Genomic DNA, 22,817 nt, shown 5'->3' on the forward strand with positions numbered 1-22,817 from the left:
AATACCTCTATTCACTACCCGCAACGCTGTCTCCAGCCACCAAGACTCACTTTCGTGTTATCAGCACAACAAGAAAGTAGAAACAACTCATCTCTCACTACATAGTAAATCGCATTCTGCTGATACTTCCGACCCAAGTACAATGCTTGCTGCTCAGAAAGTGCTACCGCAAAGCTGATTTCTACCCAGCTAAAATCTCGATCCCCGACCAAGACTTCGGTATAACAAGTATGGCCAAATTCTTTGACCAAGCTGTGATTACTGCGATCATTTTCTAATTTGCCACGCCTGTGACTTTTTGGATTCCATGCTGTGATAATAGCAAACTCCTCAAAGTCAGGTTGATGAACTAATTTGAAGTAAGGATTTGAATATTGTTGCCAAAGAAATGCATCTATCATCATATTCATCATGCTTTAGTTATGTTATCGACGATTAATTTTTGTTACATTCTAACTCTTGATATAAATCAACAAAGTGAATGGAATTAACATTCTGACATTGTTAGCATGCTGTTAACATTATAGAATCCGCAGCAAAGACTAATAGAAAGCGTGAAAATAAGGGATCTCAAGTACGCATTTGAGCCCATGGATGGCGGGCAACCAAAGAAACAATGCACTTTGGCAGTCTTTGGTTTATTATCTGCATCACATTACCTGTATGTTAGGTTATTGCCTAGAATTTATTCTATTAGCACAATTTTTTCACAAGTTTAGGTACCGCCAATGCAAACCCCGCACATTCTTATTGTCGAAGATGAGCAAGTAACTCGTAACACTCTAAAAAGTATTTTTGAAGCAGAGGGATACGCTGTTTTTGAGGCCAGTGACGGTGAAAAGATGCACCAAGTGCTGTCTGACAATCAGGTTAATCTGGTCATTATGGATATCAATCTTCCAGGAAAAAATGGTCTTCTCCTTGCACGAGAGCTCCGTGAACAAGCTAATGTAGCATTAATGTTCTTGACAGGACGTGACAATGAAGTTGACAAGATTTTAGGCCTAGAAATTGGTGCGGATGACTATATCACCAAGCCCTTCAACCCACGTGAGTTGACTATTCGTGCTCGTAATCTATTGAGTCGTTCAATGACCGCCAGCACAGTAAACGAAGATAAACGCAGCGTTGAAAAATATCAGTTTAATGGTTGGGTTTTAGATATCAACAGTCGTTCATTGGTCAGCCCAAGCGGTGAGGATTACAAACTTCCTCGTTCAGAATTCAGAGCCTTGCTTCATTTCTGTGAAAACCCGGGCAAGATTCAAACACGAGCAGATTTGCTGAAAAAAATGACTGGCCGTGAGCTTAAACCTCATGACAGAACGGTTGATGTAACGATTCGAAGAATACGTAAACATTTTGAATCTGTTTCAGGTACTCCAGAAATTATTGCGACTATTCATGGTGAAGGTTATCGTTTCTGTGGTGACATTGAAGAGTAAATAACTCAATTAACAATAAAAAATGGAGCCTTGGCTCCATTTTTTATGTCAGCGAAAGATTTATCCTTTGCCACCTTTAATAGCATCGATAATTTCGGTGGTAGAACAGCCTTCTTCAAAGTTAAGTACTTTCACTTCGCCACCGTTGGCGATAACCTCTTTGCCACCAGCAATGTCTTCGGGTTTATAATCACCACCTTTAACCAGCAGATCGGGTAACACTTCAGCAATAAGGCTCTGTGGTGTTTCTTCTTCAAAAGGCACTACCCAATCTACCGCTCCTAGACCTGCTAGTACTGCCATTCTGCGATCAGTAGGGTTAACCGGACGCCCCGGGCCTTTGAGACTTCTGACCGATTCATCTGTATTCACCGCAACAATCAGACGATCGCCAAGTTCCGCCGCATGATTAAGATAAGAAACATGTCCTGCATGAAGAATGTCAAAACAACCATTGGTCATGACGACTTTCTCTCCCTTGGCCTGAGCTTTCTTGACAACTTCGATTAAGGTTTTCTTAGTCACAACACCAAAATCGGTGTCTTTACTTCCATGAACCGCTTCCGCAAGTTCTATGGTTGATACCGTCGATGTGCCAAGTTTTCCAACCACAACACCCGCTGCCGCATTGGCTAAAGCACACGCTTCATCCAAAGGTTTCCCTGCCGCCACTGAAGCTGCCAACACTGAGATAACCGTGTCACCAGCACCTGTCACGTCATACACTTCTTTTGCCAAAGTTGGTAAATGAAACGGTTCTTGTCCACGGCGCAACAGAGTCATACCATGTTCGCTACGAGTGACAAGGAGTGCTTCAAAATCAAACTGTTCAATCAGCGCAAGTCCCTTTTCTACGAGCTCTTGATCGCTTTTTATCTTGCCAACTACAAGTTCAAACTCAGTTAAATTGGGGGTCAGCAATGTCGCACCACGATAACGCTCAAAGTCGGTACCTTTAGGATCAATGAAAACAGGCACCTTAGCTGCTCGTGCTTTTTGAATAAACTGCTGGACATGCTCAAGCGCCCCTTTGTCATAATCCGATAAGACAACTGATTTCACTTTGGGGAGTGCTTGCTCCATTCTATCTAGGATGAGTTCCACATCAACATTTTCAAATTTGTCTTCAAAGTCCAAACGGATAAGTTGTTGACCACGACTCAATATTCTCAATTTTGTAATGGTCGGATAGCTTGGCAAGGCCACGAAATCACATTTTACTTTCAGCGCAGACAAAGTCTCATTCAGCACTTTGGCGGGCTCATCAATCCCAGTTAAACCAACAATATGGGCATGCCCACCAAGAGAAGCAATATTCATTGCCACGTTAGCCGCTCCACCTGGGCGCTCTTCGTTATTTTCTACTTTTACTACAGGGACTGGCGCCTCTGGAGAAATACGTCCAGTCGGGCCATACCAGTAACGGTCTAACATGACGTCACCAATAATCAATACACCGGAATCACTATAGTTCGGTAGGATTGGTTTCATTGCGGGTCTCCAAATTTTAATTCGGGCAAAAGTCTATCACAGGCCGATAAAAGCTCGAAATCTATTCTAACCACTGGTGCCAAAGAGCCTTCACAATTTCCCGCTCTTTCACTAGCTTTTCCTCATCCACATCAGCCTCTAAATTGAGTAAGTTGCGATGATGAATATGATTGCGCATCGTGGTGTAAGCATGAGTCAAAGCCATTGCTGATGTTTCTTCCATTATGCCTTGAGCTATCATAGATTCGAAAATTCTCACATTATCGCTCCAGCGTGTTAACTTCGGCTTTTCGTGGCTATATCTTAACACCAGATATTGAGCGAGAAACTCAACATCTGTAATACCACCAGGGTCTTGCTTGAGTAAAAAACGTCCTGCTTTTTTTCCCCCTAGGTGCTCGCGCATTTTAATCCGCATTTCAAGCACCTCTTTTTTGAGCGAAGACGCTTCACGTGACTGGCTCAGGATTTGATGTCTTGTGTCTGAAAAAGCCTTCTCAAGCGCAGAATCTCCATAGATCATGCGAGCACGAACTAACGCTTGATGTTCCCATGTCCATGCTTCATTACGTTGATACTCATCAAATGACTCAGAAGTCGTGACCAGCAGACCAGATGCGCCAGATGGACGCAAACGTGTATCAACTTCATACAAAGTGCCTGAAGCCGTTCTAGTTGAAAATATATGTATAATCCTTTGTGCTAAGCGAAGATAAAACTGTCGCCCGTCAAGTTCTTTTTTTCCATCCGTGTATACATCTGCTGGGCAATCGTGAACAAAAACGAGATCTAAATCTGAATTGTAACCCAGTTCCCACCCTCCAACTTTACCGTAGCCAATGACCGCGAACCCTCGGCCATCTCGATCTTTGATATGGGTTGGTTCACCATATTTTTCGACCACTTGTTGCCAAGCTTGATTCACAACAGATTCGACAATAGCTTCAGCAAGATAGGTCAGGTGATCACTGACTTTCATCACTGGCAATACACCTGCAATATCCGCTGCCGCCACCCGTAATATACAAATTTGTTTAAACTGGCGCAGCGCTTCCATTTGCTGTTCCATATCATCTTCAGGAATGCGAGCTAAAAAATCACGTAATTCAGAACGATAGTTGTCAAGTGGAATAGGGTTATACAGATGATGAGGATCAATCAGCTCATCAAGTAAAATAGGATAACGTCCCAATTGCTCTGAAATCATCGGACTTTCAGTACACAAACGCACTAATTGAGTGAGTGCGGCAGGATATTCATCCAATAGCTCCAAATAGGTCGTTCGAGTCACAATCTTATTTAGCAAGCTAAGAACGCAAGGCAGCCCATACTGCGCATCTTGATGTGAATAGATGGCACAAAAGGCTTTAGGCATCAATCGATTAAGCACTTGCCGACCTCTTGGTCCTAAGGTTTTTTTAGCTAAATCTTGCTTGAAACGAGTAATCGTTTGAGCCATCTCTGTCCAGAGTGGACTGCCAATGTCATGAGCAAGAATTTCTTCGATAACATCGGGCTTGTCGACCATGTCCCACAGTTCATGGAAATGCTTGGCAACCTCCAAAGAATCATCATCATCGTCATCACCAATTAAGCTGATAAAAATATGATGGACGTTGTGCATATTCATTTGTACATCTTTAAGCAGAGAAGCCCAATCTTGGTAGCCCATTGCAACACTGAGCTGCAACTGTTCTTGTTCATCATTAGGTAGCGTTTGAGTTTGTTGATCCGCCATTGCCTGAAGCAGATTTTCTAGACGTCGTAAAAAAAGGTACCCATTCCTAAGGTGTGTCACGTCTTGTCGAGACAATAGCTCAAGTTTTTCGATTGCAGAGAGAGTTTTCAATAACCCTCGGTGACGTAGACTTGGCTCTCGTCCTCCTCGAATCAGCTGAAATACCTGAGCAATAAACTCTATTTCACGAATCCCTCCAGCTCCCAGCTTGATGTTATTCTTAAGGCCTCGACGTCTAACTTCACTACTTATCATTGATTTCATTCTGCGTAGTGACTGAATGGCACTAAAATCGATATAGCGCCTAAAAACAAAAGGCCTGAGCATTTGGCGCAGTGTTCTATATTCGGAGTACATTTCTCGGCCCATCACACGACTTTTAATCATTGCATAACGTTCCCAGTCCCTACCTTGTTCTTGGTAATAGTCTTCCAAAGCCGCATAACTCATCACCAAAGGACCACTCTCACCAAAAGGTCTCAGACGCATATCGACACGGTAGCAAAACCCGTCAAAGGTTTGCTGAACCAACGCTTTTATCACTCGCTGTGCTAAACGAGTAAAAAACTGTGCATTGGGCAAACTGCGAGCAGCACCTTGGGTATCGCCATTTTCTGGATAGGTGAAAATCAGATCGATATCAGATGAAAAGTTAAGCTCACCTCCACCAAGCTTACCCATACCAATAATTAGCATGGGTTGAGCTTTACCTGAACAATTACAAGGTGTTCCCCATAATTTACAACACTCATGGTATTGCCATTGATAGGTCTCAAACAGCATGGCCTCTGCGAGTTTGGATAAATGCTCAAGACTTTGCTCTAAAGACCAACTACCCATAAAGTCTCGCCATGCGATGTAAACCATTTCTCTGCGGCGAAATTGCCTTAAAACTCGATGTCCTGCTGCTTCGTCGTGACACTCAGCAAGCAGGCTAGCAAGTTGAGTACGATATTTGGGATGGCGTGTTGGCTGAGCTAACATATCGGGCAACTGCTGTTGTAAGTTCTGATCTTTTTGTAATGAATCCACAACAAACTGACTCAAACCCGCAATATAACTTAGTTGCTCGCGCAAATTTTTTGGCCAAAGCTGAATAGCATCAGCGTTATTCAGAGACTCTAGCGCTTTTTGAGACACACAAACCAGATTGTGGGGCAGCTGCATCGTTGTTCCTCGGACGAGTGAAAAGATTGGTAACAGTGTTATACCAACAAAAAATGCCCACTAACAATGAGTGGGCGTGTATTGAACGATATTCTGACAATCAAACCGTAAAGGATGTGATCTTGGCATCCAGTGCTTGAGCATTCTTTTGCATTAATTCAGAGGTATCCAAAAGCTCAGAAACAACAATAACGGAAGCTTCAACTAACTCACGAACATTGGTCAAGTTTTGATTCATCTCTTCAGCGACACTACTTTGCTGTCCCGCAGCCGTTGCAATCTGGAAATTCATTTCATTGATTTGCGCCACTTGAGTAACAATACCATCTAACTCAGTTCCCGCATTTGTGACCAACTCAACCCCAGCAGTGGCTTCATGAACACTTCTTTCCATCACATCTACGGCAGACTTCGCACTCGATTGCAGTTCGGTGATCATATCTTGAATATCAACCGTCGCATGTTGAGTCCGCTGAGCAAGATGCCGAACTTCATCCGCTACCACCGCAAAACCTCTACCTGCTTCCCCCGCCCTAGCCGCTTCTATTGCCGCGTTTAATGCTAATAAGTTAGTTTGCTCTGAAATGCCACGAATCGTTCCAATAACACTGCCTATGGAATGAACACTTTTCTCAACGTGATTGAGTGCTAAAGCAGAGACAGAGATATCGTCTGACAACTGACGAATCTTGCTAACCGTTTCACGAATAAACTGTTGCCCCGTCTGAGCTTGGTCTGAAGCGCTTTCGGTTAACATAGAGGCATGTTGTGCATGCTCGGCAACATTTTGTACCGTCGAGGACATTTCACTCATTGCCGTTGCCAGTTGATCAATTTCGCTAAACTCTTCTTGAGCCGATTCTTTTGTTTCCGACATACTGATTGTCATGACTTCCGTCAGACCGGACAACTCTTGCGAAGCATCCACTTGCAAACGAATCATATCTTGCAGTTGAATGCGAGTTTTTTCCAACTCACGCGCAACGTCGCCATATTCATCTTTGCAATCCATCTCAATCGGAACCGAGAGATCACGTTCAGCCATTAATTTAATAACCTTGTTAAGGTATTGTGTTTGACGCAGCATGATTCTGGCGGCAAATAGAAGTAAGACTACAAAAATTAAAATCATAGCCAGTGTCTGCCAAAAGACCTGAACAAGATAGTTCTCGTAATGCTGCTGGGCAACTTGAATATTCTGGGTTGCAACAAGAAGAGATTGATAAAAAGTGTTCGCATCCCACAATTGTTTTCCTATGATCAATAGGGTGCTAAAGACCATCAGAAGCACCATTTTGGGAACCAATCTAATATCGGTAATGACTCGCTCCCATGGCTTAAATGCCATTTTTGTCATTGTTAGTTCTCCACTAATTCTTATATAGTTACCAGCAATTTAGGACGCATTTGAGCATTTCAAACTGCTGTTCATTGTGTTGTTTGAATAGAAACCGTGTATTAACCTGAGTCCAATATGAAATGAAACGAAATGATATCAAAGACGATGTAAAACCAATGAGCTTGTTGTCACTAATCTTGTCATTCATGGCTCTATTTGTGATTTCTGCACTGCTCTTTTTTCCACTCAAAGAATCGACACGTCAGGTACTTATCGGGCTTGACTTCATTATCTGTAGTGTTTTTTTACTCCAACTCACTATTGACTTGATTCGCTCTGCCAATCGTCTTCAATATCTCAAACGTCATTGGGTTGATTTCTTGGCCAGCATTCCTATGGTTGAACCGTTGCGCTTTGCTCGCTTATTTCATATTTTGCGCGTCATTTTGGTTATACGCTCAAGCCATTCTTTAATTAAACAATTGATGACAAACCGTCGTGAGACAACCTTAGCTTCCATACTCCTACTGATGGTGATTTTACTCACCATAGGTTCAAGCATGATGCTGTTTGTGGAAAGCAAAGCCCCCAATGCCAATATACAAACCGGGGGCGACGCCATGTGGTGGGCTTTGGTAACAATCTCAACGGTAGGATACGGTGATCATTATCCTGTTACCAACGCAGGAAAAGTGCTTGCATCAGGCTTAATTATTTGTGGGGTGGGTATTTTTGGTATGATTTCAGGTCTTATTACCTCACTTCTCGCCTCTCCCACGGAAGTACAAGCTAAACGCTCAGAAAACAAAGAAAGGTTGTTACTCGAAGTACTAGAGAAACAACAAGAGATCCTCATGCGTCTTGAGTGCATAGAAAAGCAGCAAAACAAAAATAAGGAGTCATGAGACTCCTTGTTCTGGATAAGTGACTAAAAACTATTCTTGCCAATACGGCTGAGCTTCAATGCAAATGACTCGTGTTTGTTCCATGGCGTGCAAGATTGAACTCTCTTGGCGAGACAGCCAGCGTTTAAGCTGTTCTTGCTCTTCACCATCCAACTTCTCGACCAAATTATCCAAAGTTCTGAGCTTTAGTAGATCATCGATGCCATGCAGCAGATCACTCCAAGGCAGTCTAAAACGGTTACGCTCCTCGACATCAAACAAATTGGCAAAACTTAATCCTGTATATAAGTTTCGCATTAAGCGATACCTCTGTTCGATGTAGTCCTGACTGCCAAGCGAACGTTCTGGTGGAAAAGCTTCGATCAATTCAGCCCATGAGCGGTCCAGTTGTTTAAACGAAAACGCTTCTACCGTTTGGGCCATTTTTTCTCGATCTTTCTCATCAAGAAACGGCTGCCAGCCTCGAGTGAGAATCCAGCGACTGAGATCCAGCAATAAACCAATGTATCTGGCCGAGTTGAATAGTGTTAATACTTCCTCTCGATCAGGTAAAGATTCTTGGATGAGTTTAAGCTCACTGACCAAAAATTTACGAGCATCAAGTTTGCGTAACGCATGCCCTTTATCATCCAGTAATGCGTCAAGATACTCAAAGTCATTGAGCCATTCCAAAGACTGCTCTAACCATTCCAACTCTTGGCGAATTAACGCGCTAGCTCTGCGAGGCACAATACCACCATAGACACTAAGTACCTGACGAATAAAACTTATCGCATTTTGTACTTGACGCAGTGACTCTATGGACTCACGTTCAGAATAAATTTGTTCATGATAAAGCCAATGAGATAAGCCATGTTCTAAGGAGCGAATAAAGCAAGACTCAACAGTATCTTGTTTATCCGTGTCAACCAGAGCTAACGGTTTAGCTTCATCACCTACATAGTGACTCGCAAGCCGATATCCTTTCGCCGCTTTACTTAAATTGCCAAGGCGCAAACCACCTTGTTCTGATAAACGACGGGCTAAAGTAAACAAAGCGTCCGTTTGCCCTGATTTTAGCTCCAACTCAATCTCACAGATAGGCTCCTGCTGGTCTCCAGCTTCAACGCTACCTTGATCAAAAGCCACTTCAATTTGACTGCCATCAGCCATCGCTATCAACCATTGCTCACGAATGAAATTGGTGGCAAAGATAGGCTCAATTTCAGCTTGCAGCTCATCAACATGTTTGCCTTCTGGCCAGATATCCAGTGGATGGAGATTCAATAGAGGTTCATTACTATTGTGTTCAGCATTGTATTCAGGCCTTTGGTGTAGTCCCGCGACAACACGACCTGACGTTTTGACCGTCTGAACATACACATCATCAAAACGACGAATACGTAAACCAATATCATGAACACGTAACCAATTTTCTGGCGTATCAAAATAAATATTGCCGAGTTCGCGCTGGCTATGCTGAAGCACTTTTTCTTGTGCAATAAGGTCTTGCAAAGTGTTTGAAAATTCAGGAGAAACAAAAAACTTCAGTTCTATCTCATTTTCCATAACTGTCCCTTTTAAAGCAGATATAGACAGAATATTGCCAATTTTCCTACCGAGCAAGAAAGAAATATCATACCAATGATGATCTAAAACAGTTTTAATGATGGATTTAATGCGTTAACATGCGCGCCTTTATAGCCATCGTTCAACATTTCGCCATGAATGGTATATGTTATTTTTAGGTTATATGAATAGGTTGAATGACCATGCCAGTGAATACAATTATGGGGTTATTTGCAAAGTCCCCCATCAAGCCTTTGCAGCGCCACGTCGTGTGCGTAAACGAATGTTGCTCTCATCTAGTCAACTTCTTCGAAGTAAGCTCAAAGGGTGACTGGGAAAAAGCATCCGAAATTCGTGCACAAATCTCACATTTAGAGAAAGAAGCTGACGTTCTAAAACGTGAAATTCGTCTCAAACTTCCTCGCGGTTTGTTTATGCCCGTTGATCGCAGCGATATGCTCGAACTACTTACCCAGCAAGACAAACTGGCAAACCTAGCAAAGGATATTGCTGGCCGAGTTTATGGCCGTCAATTGGTGATCCCCGAACCACTCCAAGAAAACTTCATTGCGTACGTCAAGCGCTGTCTTGATGCTGCTAATCAGGCGCAAAAAGTGATCAACGAACTCGACGAATTATTGGAAACTGGATTTAAAGGCCGCGAGGTGACACTTGTCGCGGAAATGATCCACCAACTCGATGTAATTGAAGATGACACGGATGCGATGCAGATCGATCTTCGCCAACAGCTAATGGCGATCGAACATGATCTGAATCCAATCAATGTGATGTTCCTTTATAAAATTCTTGAATGGGTCGGTGGCATAGCAGATCAGGCACAGCGCGTTGGCGCACGTCTTGAACTCATGTTATCTCGCTCATAAACAATAAGTAACTAAATAACGAAGAGCATTTTAGCCCCCTACTAGGCGATACCAACGATACGCTAAGGGGTTATATTATGTCTAATTTGCTCCGCTTGTTATCAACAACTAGGTATTACGATGGATATCCTTGCGAACTACGGTACTGTCCTGATTATTATTGCAGCCGCTTTTGGATTTATGATGGCAATTGGTATTGGTGCAAACGATGTGGCCAATGCAATGGGAACATCGGTAGGTTCTAAAGCATTAACCGTAAAACAAGCGATCCTTATCGCAATGGTCTTTGAGTTTGCAGGGGCTTACCTTGCAGGTGGTGAAGTAACAGACACAATTCGCAAAGGTGTAATCGAAACATCACTCTTTGCAAGCCAACCGGATGTGTTAGTATTTGGTATGATGTCCGCTCTACTTGCCGCCGGCTCATGGCTACTTCTCGCCTCCTACATGGGATGGCCAGTGTCCACGACTCACTCAATCATTGGTGCAATTATAGGCTTTGCCTGCGTATCCGTCGGCACTGAAGCCGTAGACTGGGGCTCAGTCAAAGGTATTGTAGGCAGCTGGATTATTACCCCTGTGATCTCAGGCTTTTTTGCCTACGTCATTTTTGTTAGTGCACAGCGGCTCATTTTTGATACCGAAAAGCCATTATTTAATGCCAAACGCTTCGTTCCCGTTTATATGTTCATCACTACCATGGTGATTGCACTGGTTACGATAAAAAAGGGCTTAAAGCACGTAGGTCTTCACCTAACTAACGGTGAAGCTTGGGTATGTTCAGCAATCATTTCAGCAATCGTGATGATTGGTGGATACTTGTACATCCAGAAGAAGTTCTCTAGCCGTGAAGACGACCATGGCTTTGCTGGTGTAGAAGGTATCTTCAGCATCCTGATGGTCATTACCGCCTGTGCGATGGCTTTTGCACATGGCTCCAATGATGTTGCCAACGCAATTGGTCCTCTTTCAGCCGTTGCTTCAACAATCGAGCACATGGGTGAAGTGACAGATAAAAGCACCATCGCGTGGTGGATTTTGCCTTTAGGCGGTTTTGGTATCGTGGTGGGATTAGCCACACTTGGACATAAAGTGATGGCAACTGTTGGAACCGGCATCACTGAACTTACACCAAGCCGTGGATTTGCCGCTCAGCTTGCAACAGCTTGTACCGTCGTGCTCGCTTCGGGAACAGGACTGCCAATTTCGACCACGCAAACACTTGTTGGTGCGGTACTTGGCGTTGGCTTTGCGCGTGGCATTGCAGCATTAAACTTGGGCGTTGTACGCAACATTGTGGCCTCATGGATAGTGACACTTCCCGCTGGCGCGCTACTTGCGGTTGTTTTCTTCTATGCCATTCAAGCGATGTTTGCTTAATCAATAAGGTCAAAGAGGTGTTAACTCACTGTCATTATTGATTCAAATCCACAGAAAGGGAGGTTTAGCCTCCCTTCTTTGTTGCAGTAGCATCTGAAACTACTTACTATTTGGTATTAGGGTTTGTGAGCCCAGCAAGTGATAGAAAAGACTGTTAAAGGATTGATCGTGAAAAAACTGGTTTGCTTGGTTTTAGCTTCAATATTGGTCGCACCAGCGGCTTTTGCTCAAAACCGTTATATCGCAGATAACTTATTTACTTATATGCACTCAGGTCCGAGTAACCAATTCCGCATTATCGGCAGTGTCGATGCGGGTGATAAGGTGACTTACCTAACTGCAAACAAAGAAACAGGGTACACTGAAATCCAAGACAGTAAAGGTCGTAAAGGCTGGGTTGAAAGTCGGTTCGTTACTACCCGTGAGAGTATGGCATTACGTTTGCCCAAACTTGAAAAAGAGCTTGCGGATGTGAAAGCGAAACTCGCGAATGCACGTTCCAATGCCGATCAAGAAAAAGCGGGGCTAGCGGACTCTTTGGAAACAAGAAATCGCCAAATCGCCGATCTAGAGAAAAGTTATGGTGAAATCAGCCAACAACTTACGGCATCACAGGAAGAAGTGCGTAACCTGAGAGCCAAGCTTGATACTCAAAAAGATGATCTGCTACTTAAATACTTTATGTATGGCGGTGGTGTCGCAGGGATTGGATTATTGTTTGGGCTAGTTCTGCCCCATATTATCCCGCGAAGGAGACGTTCACCCTCTGGCTGGGCATAACTCTCCGTATCAATAAAAATTTGAAAAGGTCGCACATCGCGACCTTTTTTATCCCTGCCAATCATACAGTGCCGGTACTTGAATTTCAGTACCATTGAAAGATATTATGCTGTGCTGTGAGTCAATGTGCTGCAACTGAATGTTATCGTTGATCCAGTCTCCCTCTCTATATTCAGTGCCATTCACTTTAACCCAACGCTTGTTTGGATTGCTTGAATAAACGTGAGTTTGAAAGTTAAGAGGAGGAAGCTTACCCTGCCATTCTCGAGCATTTAGAGCAAGATCAGATGAATTGCTTTGATTAAAATCGTCGCGATTTTCAAGTGCAGACTCCACGCGTAGCGCAAGTTCAGGGGGTAATCCTGACAAGTCTAGATCCTCTAACAAGGTATCATTCTCTGTGCTTGTTGCCACCTTTTCTTCTTGAGAAGACGAAGCAAGATTAGACCTAGGTGTCTGCTCAGATAACTGAGGAGAAGCACTTAACAAAGGTAACAACGCTGAACTCTCTCTAAGAGCACCAAATGAAGGGTAAACCAGCGTTTGATACTGAAAAGGCATATGTTGAACTTGTGATTTAGGCTGATTGGAAGTCTGCCATACTGCCAATTGGTCAGCATAGTTTTGGTAAATGCCCAACACACCGCTAGCCAAGGCAGGAGCACCAATGAGAGTGGCAAGTAACCAACTTGGTATCGTGCGAGTTTTTGATGTATCAATAGTCGCTTGACCTGAGTCAAACATCTTAAATGTCTGATGATGTTGCTCTGAATGCTCTAGAGCCTGCAATACTTTTGACATCATACTTCCCCTTCGAAGTTACTCAGTGACGGAGCCTTATCCTGAGATAGCTTTTCTAAACGCTGTAAGGTTTGATTTCCTGCGATACCGTCGACATGTAAACCTTGCCACTGCTGGAACAACTTAACCTTGCGAATGAGTTCATTATCGTAGAAATCGTTATCTGTTTCAGATTCGCCCAAAACTTTTGATAGTCGTCGGTTTAATTCATAAATTGCAGGCCCTGACATCTTAGGTTTCAGTGTCTGATGCCAATAGCCTTGCCAAATTTGATGGTAGTCGCCACTCCATAACGCTCTAAGTTTATCAATGGGCATCTGTACCCTTTGATCTGCAATCAATAGCTGCGCAGTTTCATCACCTAACTGATACAAAACCGCATAGCTTTGCTGCCCTTCACTGTTTAAGGTTAGTAGTACGGGAACATTTGCTTTTCTCAATTCTGGCAATGTACCTCGAGACTTAATACAGCGAAATACGCTCTCATCACCCTGCCGACATAATCTCTCTACAACAGAGGCCTTAATGCCCCACACTTGATAAAGGTCTTCCATTGCTTGCTGAAAGTTATTTGACTGTGACAAAGTCCTTTGTAATTGAGGAGGAAAAACTTCTTCTTCAACCATAGTGACAGGTTGAGGTGGATAGAGTTGAGTAATATGCTGGCGAATTTGGTTCTCTGCGAGTTTCGGAGCTCCCCAATAGCTGATTAACGCGAGTAACACACTAAGAGCACTGACCTTCAACCAACTCAAACTGCGAGAAACTGGCTCTACAGGCTGATAGGTGGTTTGGAAACTCATGATCTCATGACAAGCAGCTTCTACACTAGCATGAGTTGGAACCGACTCACCAAGGCTATACGCTCGCTTTAATGCGGTATCACAAATCAGGTTGATGAGACGTGGAATTCCCAAGGAATACTCAGATATCAGTTTTAACGATTTAGATGAGAACAAGTCGCTAGCTCCACCAGCTAACTCTAGACGATGACGAATATAAAGTGTGGCTTCCTTGACATCTAAAGGTAGTAGGTGATAACGACCGGTAATCCGCTGCGCCAATTGACGTAACTGGGGCATTTGTAATCTCTGCTGAAGTTCAGGTTGTCCAACCAGCAGCACTTTTAGCAACTTCTGGTTGTCCGTTTCAAGATTGGTCAATAACCTCAATTGCTCAAGAACATCAGCAGAGAGGTGTTGCGCTTCGTCGATCACCAATAACGTTTGAATGCCATTTGCATAGCTACTGAGCAAGAATTCGTGAATCGCTTGATTACATTGCTTGAGTGTCGCCCCTGACGGATAATTAATAGAAAATTCGTCGCAGATCGCTTCTAGCAACTCTATGCTTGAGAATGTGGGGTTAAGGATTAAACCCGATTGAGTATCATTGCCCAAAGATTTGAGCAATGCCCTCACTAAAGTGGTTTTTCCTGTACCAACTTCACCTGACAACATGGCAAAACCACCCCCTTCCCCAAGCCCGGCCTGCAAACGAAACAAGGCTTCTTTGTGTCGCTGGCTTTGAAAGAGAAAACGAGAGTTTGGCACTATTGAAAAAGGTAACTCGGTGAATCCAAAATATTTCTTATACATGTCTCTCGTCTCTGGGAATTTACTGATAAGAAAAGTAACATTGCTAGCACCAATAGCCAATGCAAATATCTGAATATAAGAGGGACATCTGTGCAAATACTCCTAGTTGGTGGCGCTGTGCGCGATAAACTACTTAATATTGATGTACATGACCAAGATTGGGTTGTTGTCGGAGCAACTCCTGAGTGCTTACTCGAAAAGGGCTTTACTGCTGTCGGCAAAGATTTTCCCGTCTTTCTGCATCCCGAGACCAAGCAAGAATATGCTTTGGCGAGAACAGAGAGAAAAACAGGAACCGGTTACAAAGGGTTTGACTGTTATTTCTCACCCGATGTTACCATCGAAGAAGACCTACTTCGTCGCGACCTTACCATCAATGCAATGGCTCAAGATGATACAGGTAAACTAATCGACCCTTATGGTGGTCAACTCGATCTAAACAATCGTATCTTAAGACATGTTTCTCATGCTTTTGTTGAAGATCCTTTGCGTGTTCTCAGAGTTGCTCGCTTTGCCGCTAAATTACATCATCTTAGCTTTACTATTGCCGATGAAACGCTCGATTTGATGAAAGCGATCGTTGCCTCTAGAGAACTTGAACATTTAACAGCCGAACGTATTTGGCAAGAATGGTACAAATCTCTGTCGACTCAAGATCCACAAATCTTTTTATCAGTACTTCGTGATTGTGGAGCACTTAACGTTATTCTTCCAGAACTCGATAGCCTATTTGGTGTCCCCCAACCAGAAAAATGGCATCCTGAAATAGATACAGGGATTCATAACTTACTGGTTGCCAAACAAGCAGCAAGATTGACCCCCTCAACCAAAATTCGTTTCGCCGCACAAATGCATGATTTGGGTAAGGGTATCACGCCAAAACATGAGTGGCCCAGTCACAAAAAGCACTGCCATACAGGGCAAGCAATTATTAACACTTTGTGTGACAGAATACGAGTACCAAATGACTATCGAGAGCTAGCATTAATCGTCTGTCAACAGCATTCAAATGTTCATCGCGCAGCGGAATTGAGGCCCGAAACTTTGCTCAAGGTACTCAACAGTTTTGATGTTTGGCGTAAACCAGAAAGACTCGAACAAGTACTTATTGCTTGTATGGCAGACAGCCGTGGGCGAACTGGATATGAAGATATCGACTACCCTCAAAAAGCAATTTTTGAGCAAGCCTATAATGCGGCTTTGTCTGTCAATGCTCAGCAGGTTATCAAAGATGGCTACCAAGGGGCTGCAATTCGAGAAGAAATGGAAAAACGAAAAATAGCAGCGATAAAAAATGGCATACGACCCAATAGGGATTTTTAAGCTTTAAAAAAGTCTTATCTAAAAAGCGAATAAAAAATCGCCGCCAAATTTGGCGGCGACTTCTACTAAAGTTTACTAAAAATCAATCAATTATTGACCTTTAACTTCTTTAAGACCATTGTAAGGAGCACGTTCACCTAGCGCTTCTTCGATACGGATTAGCTGGTTGTATTTAGCAACACGATCAGAACGGCTCATCGAACCTGTTTTGATTTGACCTGCTGCTGTACCAACTGCTAGATCAGCAATGGTTGCATCTTCAGTTTCACCACTACGGTGAGAAATAACCGCTGTGTAACCTGCATCTTTAGCCATCTTGATAGCGGCTAGTGTTTCAGTCAAAGAACCAATTTGGTTAAACTTGATAAGAATTGAGTTTGCAATGCCTTTCTCAATACCTTCAGCAAGGATCTTAGTGTTAGTAACAAAGAGATCATCACCCACCAGTTGGATCTTGTTGCCAAGAAGTTCAGTCTGGTGCTTAAAGCCATCCCAGTCAGACTCATCGAGGCCGTCTTCGATAGAAACAATTGGGTACTCTTCAACTAGACCAGCTAAGTAGTGGTTAAACTCTTCAGAAGTAAAGACTTTGCCTTCACCTTTCATGTTGTAGTTACCCGCTTCTTTGTCATAAAACTCAGATGCAGCGCAGTCCATCGCTAGCGTAACGTCTTTACCAAGCTCGTAACCTGCTAGTTCAACCGCTTCTTTGATTGCTGCAAGTGCAGCAGCGTTTGATTCTAGGTTAGGCGCAAAACCACCTTCATCACCAACTGCTGTGCTCATGCCTTTCGCTTTCAGTACTTTCGCTAGGTTATGGAAAACTTCTGCACCGATACGTAGACCTTCTTTCAGAGTTTTTGCGCCAACAGGCTGAATCATAAACTCTTGAATATCAACGTTGTTATCTGCATGCTCACCACCATTGATGATGTTCATCATAGGCAAAGGCATAGAGAATTGACCTGGAGTACCGTTAAGCTCAGCAATATGCTCAAATAAAGGCATACCTTTGGCAGCGGCAGCGGCTTTAGCATTCGCTAGAGAAACCGCTAGGATAGCGTTCGCACCGAAGTTAGATTTATTTTCTGTGCCATCTAGATCAATCATAACCGCATCAACAGCAGCTTGATCTTTCGCATCTTTGCCAACTAGAGCTTCTGCAATCGCACCATTTACCGCTTCAACAGCTTTAAGAACACCTTTACCTAAGAAGCGTGCTTTATCACCATCACGTAGCTCAAGAGCTTCACGTGAACCAGTAGAAGCACCAGATGGCGCTGCCGCCATACCCACGAAACCACCTTCTAGATGAACTTCCGCTTCAACGGTTGGGTTACCACGTGAGTCGATAATTTCACGACCTAGAACTTTAACGATCTTAGACATTGATGATTCCTCTCGTTCAAATATAAATGTCAAATTTAATAGGCAGCAGCACAACTTTAGCAACTGCCTGTATCTCTTTTATTTCTCAAACTCACCGCGGGAGTATTGCCCTGCGGATTTTACAAAACCAGCAAATAGCGGGTGACCATCGCGCGGTGTAGAGGTAAATTCTGGATGGAATTGAGCCGCTACAAACCATGGGTGAGCTGGGTTTTCAATCATTTCAACCAACTTCTTATCCGCCGATAAGCCGGACACTTTCAAACCCGCCTTTTCAATTTTAGGACGAAGCACGTTATTGACTTCATAGCGATGGCGGTGACGCTCATGTATCGTCGCACTACCGTATAACTCTCTCGCTTTGGTGCCTTTTTCTAAATGGCATAACTGAGAACCAAGACGCATTGTACCGCCAAGATCGGAACTTTCTGTGCGCTCTTCTACTTTACCGTCACCATCAACCCATTCTGTGATCAAGCCAATCACTGGATATTTGGTATCTTTATTAAATTCTGTTGAATGAGCGCCTTCAAGACCTGCAACATTACGTGCATATTCGATAAGGGCAACCTGCATTCCAAGGCAAATACCCAAATAGGGCACATTGTTTTCACGGGCATATTGAGCAGAGCGAATTTTACCTTCAATACCACGGTCACCAAAGCCACCCGGTACTAGAATCGCATCAAGACCAGTCAGAGCTTCGTCCCCTTTACTCTCGACATCTTGAGAATCTATATATTTAATGGTGACATTGAGGCGATTCTTTAGACCTGCGTGTTTGAGAGCCTCATTCACTGACTTATAGGCATCTGGTAATTCGATATATTTACCGACCATACCAATGGTGACATCACCTGTTGGATTCGCTTCTTCATATATCACCTGCTCCCATTCAGACAGATCCGCTTCAGGAGCGTCAATACCAAAACGAGCACAAACAAGATCATCAAGCCCTTGAGACTTGATCAGCTGAGGGATCTTGTAGATAGAATCAACGTCTTTCATTGAAATGACCGCTTTCTCTGGCACATTGCAGAACAAAGCAATTTTCTTGCGTTCATTGGCTGGGATCATACGATCACTACGGCAAACCAAGATATCAGGTTGAATTCCGATAGAAAGGAGCTCTTTCACTGAGTGTTGAGTGGGTTTCGTTTTCACTTCACCAGCTGCAGCAAGATATGGCACCAAAGTTAGGTGCATAAACATCGCACGTTCGCGTCCCAATTCAACAGCCAACTGACGAATCGCTTCCATAAAAGGCAGGGATTCAATATCACCCACAGTGCCGCCTACTTCAACAATGGCCACATCATGACCTTCAGAGCCGGCGATAACGCGATCTTTTATTGCGTTGGTAATATGAGGAATAACCTGTATGGTCGCCCCCAAGTAATCACCGCGACGCTCTTTACGAAGAACATCAGCATAAACACGACCTGCTGTGAAATTGTTGCGCTTCGTCATCTTGGTACGAATAAAACGCTCATAGTGACCAAGGTCTAGATCAGTTTCTGCACCATCCTCTGTCACGAATACCTCACCGTGCTGAGTTGGGCTCATTGTGCCTGGATCAACGTTAATGTACGGATCAAGCTTCATCATAGTCACTTTAAGACCACGAGCTTCAAGAATAGCGGCAAGTGATGCTGCTGCAATACCTTTACCTAGAGAGGATACAACCCCGCCAGTAACAAAAATATAATTTGTCGTCATGTTTAACCTGAAATTGGTTGAATGAGGGAAATGGATTTCTTCTGGACGGGAGATAACTATACCAGAAGACCCTCATCCCCACAACGTGAAATCTATCACACAGTAGTTTTTTATTTTTTGCTTCAAATCAAATTAGAATAGTTCAATTTTAGATAGTCAACACTAGGGTTCTTGTCGCTTCACTTGATTCCAAAACTGATCGAGCTGCTCTAAATCAAAATCTTTCAACTGCTTACCTTGTGTTGCAACAATCGACTCAACCCCTTTAAACCGGCGTATAAATTTATGATTGGCTTTGCTCAACGCTGATTCTGGGTCCTGACCTAGGTGGCGACTTAAATTGACCGTCGCAAATAGCAAGTCCCCCAACTCCAACTCGAGTTTTTCTTCATTTGGTGACACTTGGAGTGCTTCATCCATCACTTCATCAATTTCTTCACGAACCTTATCCACCACCGGCCCCAAAGAATCCCAATCAAATCCATAGCGAGCACATTTTTTTTGAATTTTATTGGCCCGAGCTAAGGCTGGTAATGCACTTGGAACCGATTCCAAAATACTGGATTCAGAGCTCCCTTGCAGGGCTTTCTCTCTCACCTTTTCCGCTTCCCAAGCGTCAGACATCTCATCTTGATTGGCAAATTCCACATCGGAAAACACATGAGGATGGCGACGAGTCAATTTTTGGTTTATGCCATCAACCACATCGGAGAATTCAAACATCCCCTGCTCTTTGGCCAGTTGGCTGTAGAAAATCACCTGAAACAGCAGATCCCCCAACTCTTCTTGCAGGTTACGCCAGTCTCGCTGGTGAATAGCATCAACAACCTCATAAGTTTCTTCTATGGTATGAGGCACAATAGTGTCAAAGGTTTGTTGCAAATCCCACGGACATCCTTCTTGAGGGTCACGTAGTTTTGTCATTATTTGTTCTAATTCTTCAATCGGATGACTCATTATTGCGCTCCTATAAAAACAAAAGGCGAGTGGAATACACCACTCACCCTAGATTAAATTGAGAATTGACTACCCCAATCTCTTAACCGACACCACGTCTTTTATTTGTTCCACTCGTTTAGATAAACGTGATAACACCTCAACATTGCTCACTTCAAGGTCAAAATCCATGATGGATAGCTGGCTGCGATAATCCACTCTATTTTTCATGCTGGTGACTTTTATTTTTTCGTTAGCAAACAATGTGGTGATGTCTTTTAGCAATCCACTGCGCTCCATCGCCTCAACACGAACAGTGAGGATATAAGAGCCAACATAGCCACTTCCCCAAACGGTATCGATAATTCTTTCCGGAATATGAAGGCGAAGCTCTTCAAGTTGTTCACAATCTGCGCGATGAACTGAAATTCCACGCCCTTGGGTAATATAACCTGCAATATTATCACCAGGAATAGGCTGGCAGCAGCGTGCTAAATGTGTCATCAGGTTATCAACACCTTCCACAACCACGGCATCTTTTTGAGGGCGACTCATGGCTGGCGCTTTGTTTTCCGCCTCTTGAAGTTTTTCAAGCGCTTGCTGATCTTCCTCTTCAGCCGTGGGTTTATTAACCAAGGCATTAATATGATTAATAATCTGGTTGATACGCAAGTCACCACTACCCACCCCAACATAAAGCTCATCAGCACTGTTAACATTGAATCGCTTAAGGGCATAGCGCTCAGCATCTTTTAGCGTTGCACCAATTTTATGTAACTCAGTTTCAAGGATCTCACGGCCCGCCTCTAAGTTTTTCTCTCGAGATTGTTTGCGAAACCAAGCATTAATCTTCGCTCGTGCTCGCCCTGAAGTCACAAACCCCATCGATGGATTTAGCCAGTCACGAGATGGGTTTGGTTCCTTAGAGGTTATAATTTCAACTTGATCGCCCATAGCCAACTTATGAGTGAATGGAACAATTCGTCCCGCCACTTTAGCACCAATGCAGCGATGACCTACTTCAGAGTGAATATGGTAGGCAAAGTCAAGCGGCGTTGCACCCATTGGCAAATCAACCACATCACCACGAGGGGTGAAGGCATAGACACGATCATCAAAAACTTGACTACGAACCTCATCGAGCATCTCACCAGAATCTGACATTTCTTCTTGCCAGTCGAGCAGCTTACGCAGCCAAGTGATTTTTTCATCATAACCACTGCGCCCACCGCCACCTTCTTTGTACTTCCAATGAGCCGCCACGCCAAGTTCCGAATCTTCATGCATGTCTTTAGTACGAATCTGGATTTCGATGGTTTTGCCTTCAGGTCCAAGAATGACTGTATGTATCGATTGATAACCATTTGGTTTGGGATTGGCTACGTAATCATCAAATTCGCTAGGTAAGTGTTTATATTTGGTATGAACAACACCTAATGCTGCATAACAATCTTGCAGTTTATCTGCGATGATACGCACTGCTCTAACATCAAACAATTCATCAAATGCCAAACTTTTTTTCTGCATTTTCCGCCAAATGCTATAGATGTGTTTAGGACGACCACTGACTTCAGCATTTATCCCAGAGATCTCAATTTCCTTGGAAAGGTCATCGACAAAATCTTTAATATATTGTTCACGTACAATACGTCGCTCGGAGAGCTGCTTGGCTATCTGCTTGTAGGTTTCTGGTTGCTGATAACGAAATGCATAATCTTCAATTTCCCATTTGAGCTGGCCTATACCCAAACGGTTAGCAAGAGGTGCATATATATTGGTACATTCCTTGGCTGCCGCACAACGAACTTCATCTGGCGCCTTTTTAACTTCAATCAGGTTAGAAATTCTTTCAGCCAGCTTAATAATAACGCAGCGAAAATCATCCACCATAGCCAACAACATTCGACGAACATTATCTACCTGAGTAGAAGCTGCACTCCCTTCGATTGTCACATTGAGTTGACCGAGCGCGGCCATTTCTTCAACGCCATCGATCAATTTGACAGTTTCTTTGCCAAAATCATCTTCTAAAGCTTCACGGCCATAAGCACCACTTGATACCAACGGATATAATAAAGCAGCAACCAATGTTGCACGATCCATAGAAAGCGTGGTCAGGATTTCGATCATTTCACGGCCACGCCACAACAGCAAAGCCTTTTGTTCATTATCTGCCAAAATGGTTTCACAGTGGAGGTATACCTCCTTGAGACGTTTAGCCACCTTGGTATCTTGTTTTAAACTCGCGACCCAAATATCCAAATCAAATTCTTCATCTTGATTCAAGTGCGCGCTTCGTACCGCAACCATTATCTTTATCCTGTTTTACTTTCTATGTTCTTGAAGTAAGACTTCTTTAAACGAGGTAAGTTCT

At 43.4% G+C, this 22,817-nt stretch carries 17 protein-coding genes; 6 read left to right on the forward strand and 11 right to left on the reverse strand.

Annotation, left to right across the window (positions count from 1 at the left end; translation table 11 throughout):
* Nucleotides 1-14: 14 nt before the first annotated feature.
* Complete coding sequence (locus tag QQK21_RS10000) at nucleotides 15-404, reverse strand: DUF3293 domain-containing protein (RefSeq protein ID WP_284192049.1); 390 nt, start codon at nucleotides 402-404, stop codon at nucleotides 15-17.
* A 324-nt stretch (nucleotides 405-728) separates the two neighbouring features.
* On the opposite strand from QQK21_RS10000, the gene arcA reads away from it, so the two are divergent.
* On the forward strand, nucleotides 729-1,445 hold the full coding sequence (arcA, locus tag QQK21_RS10005) for a two-component system response regulator ArcA (protein WP_284192050.1): 717 nt from the start codon (nucleotides 729-731) through the stop codon (nucleotides 1,443-1,445).
* A 60-nt stretch (nucleotides 1,446-1,505) separates the two neighbouring features.
* Here arcA and hldE read toward each other — a convergent pair whose 3' ends face one another.
* From hldE to QQK21_RS10020, 3 genes are all read right to left on the reverse strand, one after another.
* Nucleotides 1,506-2,936, reverse strand: a complete 1,431-nt coding sequence (gene hldE / locus QQK21_RS10010) for a bifunctional D-glycero-beta-D-manno-heptose-7-phosphate kinase/D-glycero-beta-D-manno-heptose 1-phosphate adenylyltransferase HldE (protein ID WP_284192051.1) — start codon at nucleotides 2,934-2,936, stop codon at nucleotides 1,506-1,508.
* A 61-nt stretch (nucleotides 2,937-2,997) separates the two neighbouring features.
* Nucleotides 2,998-5,841, reverse strand: coding sequence for a bifunctional [glutamate--ammonia ligase]-adenylyl-L-tyrosine phosphorylase/[glutamate--ammonia-ligase] adenylyltransferase (gene glnE, locus QQK21_RS10015; RefSeq protein WP_284192052.1), 2,844 nt, complete (start codon nucleotides 5,839-5,841; stop codon nucleotides 2,998-3,000).
* 100 nt (nucleotides 5,842-5,941) lie between these two features.
* Nucleotides 5,942-7,198, reverse strand: a complete 1,257-nt coding sequence (locus tag QQK21_RS10020) for a methyl-accepting chemotaxis protein (protein ID WP_284192053.1) — start codon at nucleotides 7,196-7,198, stop codon at nucleotides 5,942-5,944.
* Between the two features lie 122 nt (nucleotides 7,199-7,320).
* On the opposite strand from QQK21_RS10020, the gene QQK21_RS10025 reads away from it, so the two are divergent.
* A complete protein-coding gene (locus QQK21_RS10025; RefSeq protein ID WP_284192054.1) occupies nucleotides 7,321-8,085 on the forward strand; it encodes a potassium channel family protein in 765 nt (254 codons plus the stop codon).
* A gap of 30 nt (nucleotides 8,086-8,115) precedes the next feature.
* On the opposite strand, the gene QQK21_RS10030 is transcribed toward QQK21_RS10025, so the two are convergent.
* Nucleotides 8,116-9,633, reverse strand: coding sequence for a CYTH and CHAD domain-containing protein (locus QQK21_RS10030; protein WP_284192055.1), 1,518 nt, complete (start codon nucleotides 9,631-9,633; stop codon nucleotides 8,116-8,118).
* A 203-nt stretch (nucleotides 9,634-9,836) separates the two neighbouring features.
* On the opposite strand from QQK21_RS10030, the gene QQK21_RS10035 reads away from it, so the two are divergent.
* From QQK21_RS10035 to QQK21_RS10045, 3 genes are all read left to right on the forward strand, one after another.
* Nucleotides 9,837-10,517 carry a TIGR00153 family protein gene (locus QQK21_RS10035; RefSeq protein WP_284192056.1) on the forward strand — a complete coding sequence of 227 codons (681 nt, stop codon included), beginning with the start codon at nucleotides 9,837-9,839 and terminating at the stop codon, nucleotides 10,515-10,517.
* Between the two features lie 120 nt (nucleotides 10,518-10,637).
* Nucleotides 10,638-11,897: an inorganic phosphate transporter gene (locus QQK21_RS10040; protein WP_284192057.1), complete on the forward strand. Its 1,260-nt coding sequence runs from the start codon at nucleotides 10,638-10,640 to the stop codon at nucleotides 11,895-11,897.
* A gap of 168 nt (nucleotides 11,898-12,065) precedes the next feature.
* Complete coding sequence (locus QQK21_RS10045) at nucleotides 12,066-12,677, forward strand: TIGR04211 family SH3 domain-containing protein (protein WP_284192058.1); 612 nt, start codon at nucleotides 12,066-12,068, stop codon at nucleotides 12,675-12,677.
* Between the two features lie 48 nt (nucleotides 12,678-12,725).
* On the opposite strand, the gene QQK21_RS10050 is transcribed toward QQK21_RS10045, so the two are convergent.
* Both QQK21_RS10050 and QQK21_RS10055 read right to left on the reverse strand, forming a co-directional pair.
* Entirely contained in the window at nucleotides 12,726-13,481 is a 756-nt protein-coding gene (locus QQK21_RS10050; protein WP_284192059.1) for a general secretion pathway protein GspB, read from the reverse strand.
* Nucleotides 13,478-15,076 (reverse strand): ExeA family protein, encoded by a 1,599-nt coding sequence (locus tag QQK21_RS10055; RefSeq protein ID WP_284192060.1) that lies wholly within the window; start codon nucleotides 15,074-15,076, stop codon nucleotides 13,478-13,480. The genes QQK21_RS10050 and QQK21_RS10055 overlap by 4 nt, the downstream gene beginning before the upstream one ends.
* 90 nt (nucleotides 15,077-15,166) lie before the next feature.
* Here QQK21_RS10055 and QQK21_RS10060 point away from each other — a divergent pair, with 90 nt between their 5' ends.
* Nucleotides 15,167-16,399: a multifunctional CCA addition/repair protein gene (locus QQK21_RS10060; RefSeq protein ID WP_284192061.1), complete on the forward strand. Its 1,233-nt coding sequence runs from the start codon at nucleotides 15,167-15,169 to the stop codon at nucleotides 16,397-16,399.
* A 90-nt stretch (nucleotides 16,400-16,489) separates the two neighbouring features.
* On the opposite strand, the gene eno is transcribed toward QQK21_RS10060, so the two are convergent.
* The 4 genes from eno to relA all read right to left on the reverse strand — a co-directional run bounded on the left by eno (nucleotide 16,490) and on the right by relA (nucleotide 22,753).
* Nucleotides 16,490-17,788 (reverse strand): phosphopyruvate hydratase, encoded by a 1,299-nt coding sequence (gene eno, locus QQK21_RS10065; RefSeq protein WP_284192062.1) that lies wholly within the window; start codon nucleotides 17,786-17,788, stop codon nucleotides 16,490-16,492.
* Nucleotides 17,789-17,866: 78 nt separating this feature from the next.
* Nucleotides 17,867-19,507 (reverse strand): CTP synthase, encoded by a 1,641-nt coding sequence (gene pyrG, locus QQK21_RS10070; RefSeq protein WP_284192063.1) that lies wholly within the window; start codon nucleotides 19,505-19,507, stop codon nucleotides 17,867-17,869.
* Between the two features lie 162 nt (nucleotides 19,508-19,669).
* Nucleotides 19,670-20,464, reverse strand: a complete 795-nt coding sequence (mazG, locus tag QQK21_RS10075) for a nucleoside triphosphate pyrophosphohydrolase (protein ID WP_284192064.1) — start codon at nucleotides 20,462-20,464, stop codon at nucleotides 19,670-19,672.
* A 69-nt stretch (nucleotides 20,465-20,533) separates the two neighbouring features.
* Nucleotides 20,534-22,753, reverse strand: a complete 2,220-nt coding sequence (gene relA, locus QQK21_RS10080) for a GTP diphosphokinase (RefSeq protein ID WP_284192065.1) — start codon at nucleotides 22,751-22,753, stop codon at nucleotides 20,534-20,536.
* Nucleotides 22,754-22,817 lie beyond the last annotated feature (64 nt).

Origin of the sequence: Vibrio zhanjiangensis (assembly GCF_030161235.1) — a bacterium.
GTDB lineage: Bacteria > Pseudomonadota > Gammaproteobacteria > Enterobacterales > Vibrionaceae > Vibrio > Vibrio zhanjiangensis.

Coding starts and splice junctions, on each gene's coding strand:
- QQK21_RS10000 (WP_284192049.1), bottom strand. CDS start 404: ATGATGATAGATGCATTTCTTTGGCAACAATATTCAAATCCTTACTTC.
- arcA (WP_284192050.1), top strand. CDS start 729: ATGCAAACCCCGCACATTCTTATTGTCGAAGATGAGCAAGTAACTCGT.
- hldE (WP_284192051.1), bottom strand. CDS start 2,936: ATGAAACCAATCCTACCGAACTATAGTGATTCCGGTGTATTGATTATT.
- glnE (WP_284192052.1), bottom strand. CDS start 5,841: ATGCAGCTGCCCCACAATCTGGTTTGTGTGTCTCAAAAAGCGCTAGAG.
- QQK21_RS10020 (WP_284192053.1), bottom strand. CDS start 7,198: ATGACAAAAATGGCATTTAAGCCATGGGAGCGAGTCATTACCGATATT.
- QQK21_RS10025 (WP_284192054.1), top strand. CDS start 7,321: ATGAAACGAAATGATATCAAAGACGATGTAAAACCAATGAGCTTGTTG.
- QQK21_RS10030 (WP_284192055.1), bottom strand. CDS start 9,633: ATGGAAAATGAGATAGAACTGAAGTTTTTTGTTTCTCCTGAATTTTCA.
- QQK21_RS10035 (WP_284192056.1), top strand. CDS start 9,837: ATGCCAGTGAATACAATTATGGGGTTATTTGCAAAGTCCCCCATCAAG.
- QQK21_RS10040 (WP_284192057.1), top strand. CDS start 10,638: ATGGATATCCTTGCGAACTACGGTACTGTCCTGATTATTATTGCAGCC.
- QQK21_RS10050 (WP_284192059.1), bottom strand. CDS start 13,481: ATGATGTCAAAAGTATTGCAGGCTCTAGAGCATTCAGAGCAACATCAT.
- QQK21_RS10055 (WP_284192060.1), bottom strand. CDS start 15,076: ATGTATAAGAAATATTTTGGATTCACCGAGTTACCTTTTTCAATAGTG.
- eno (WP_284192062.1), bottom strand. CDS start 17,788: ATGTCTAAGATCGTTAAAGTTCTAGGTCGTGAAATTATCGACTCACGT.
- pyrG (WP_284192063.1), bottom strand. CDS start 19,507: ATGACGACAAATTATATTTTTGTTACTGGCGGGGTTGTATCCTCTCTA.
- mazG (WP_284192064.1), bottom strand. CDS start 20,464: ATGAGTCATCCGATTGAAGAATTAGAACAAATAATGACAAAACTACGT.
- relA (WP_284192065.1), bottom strand. CDS start 22,753: ATGGTTGCGGTACGAAGCGCGCACTTGAATCAAGATGAAGAATTTGAT.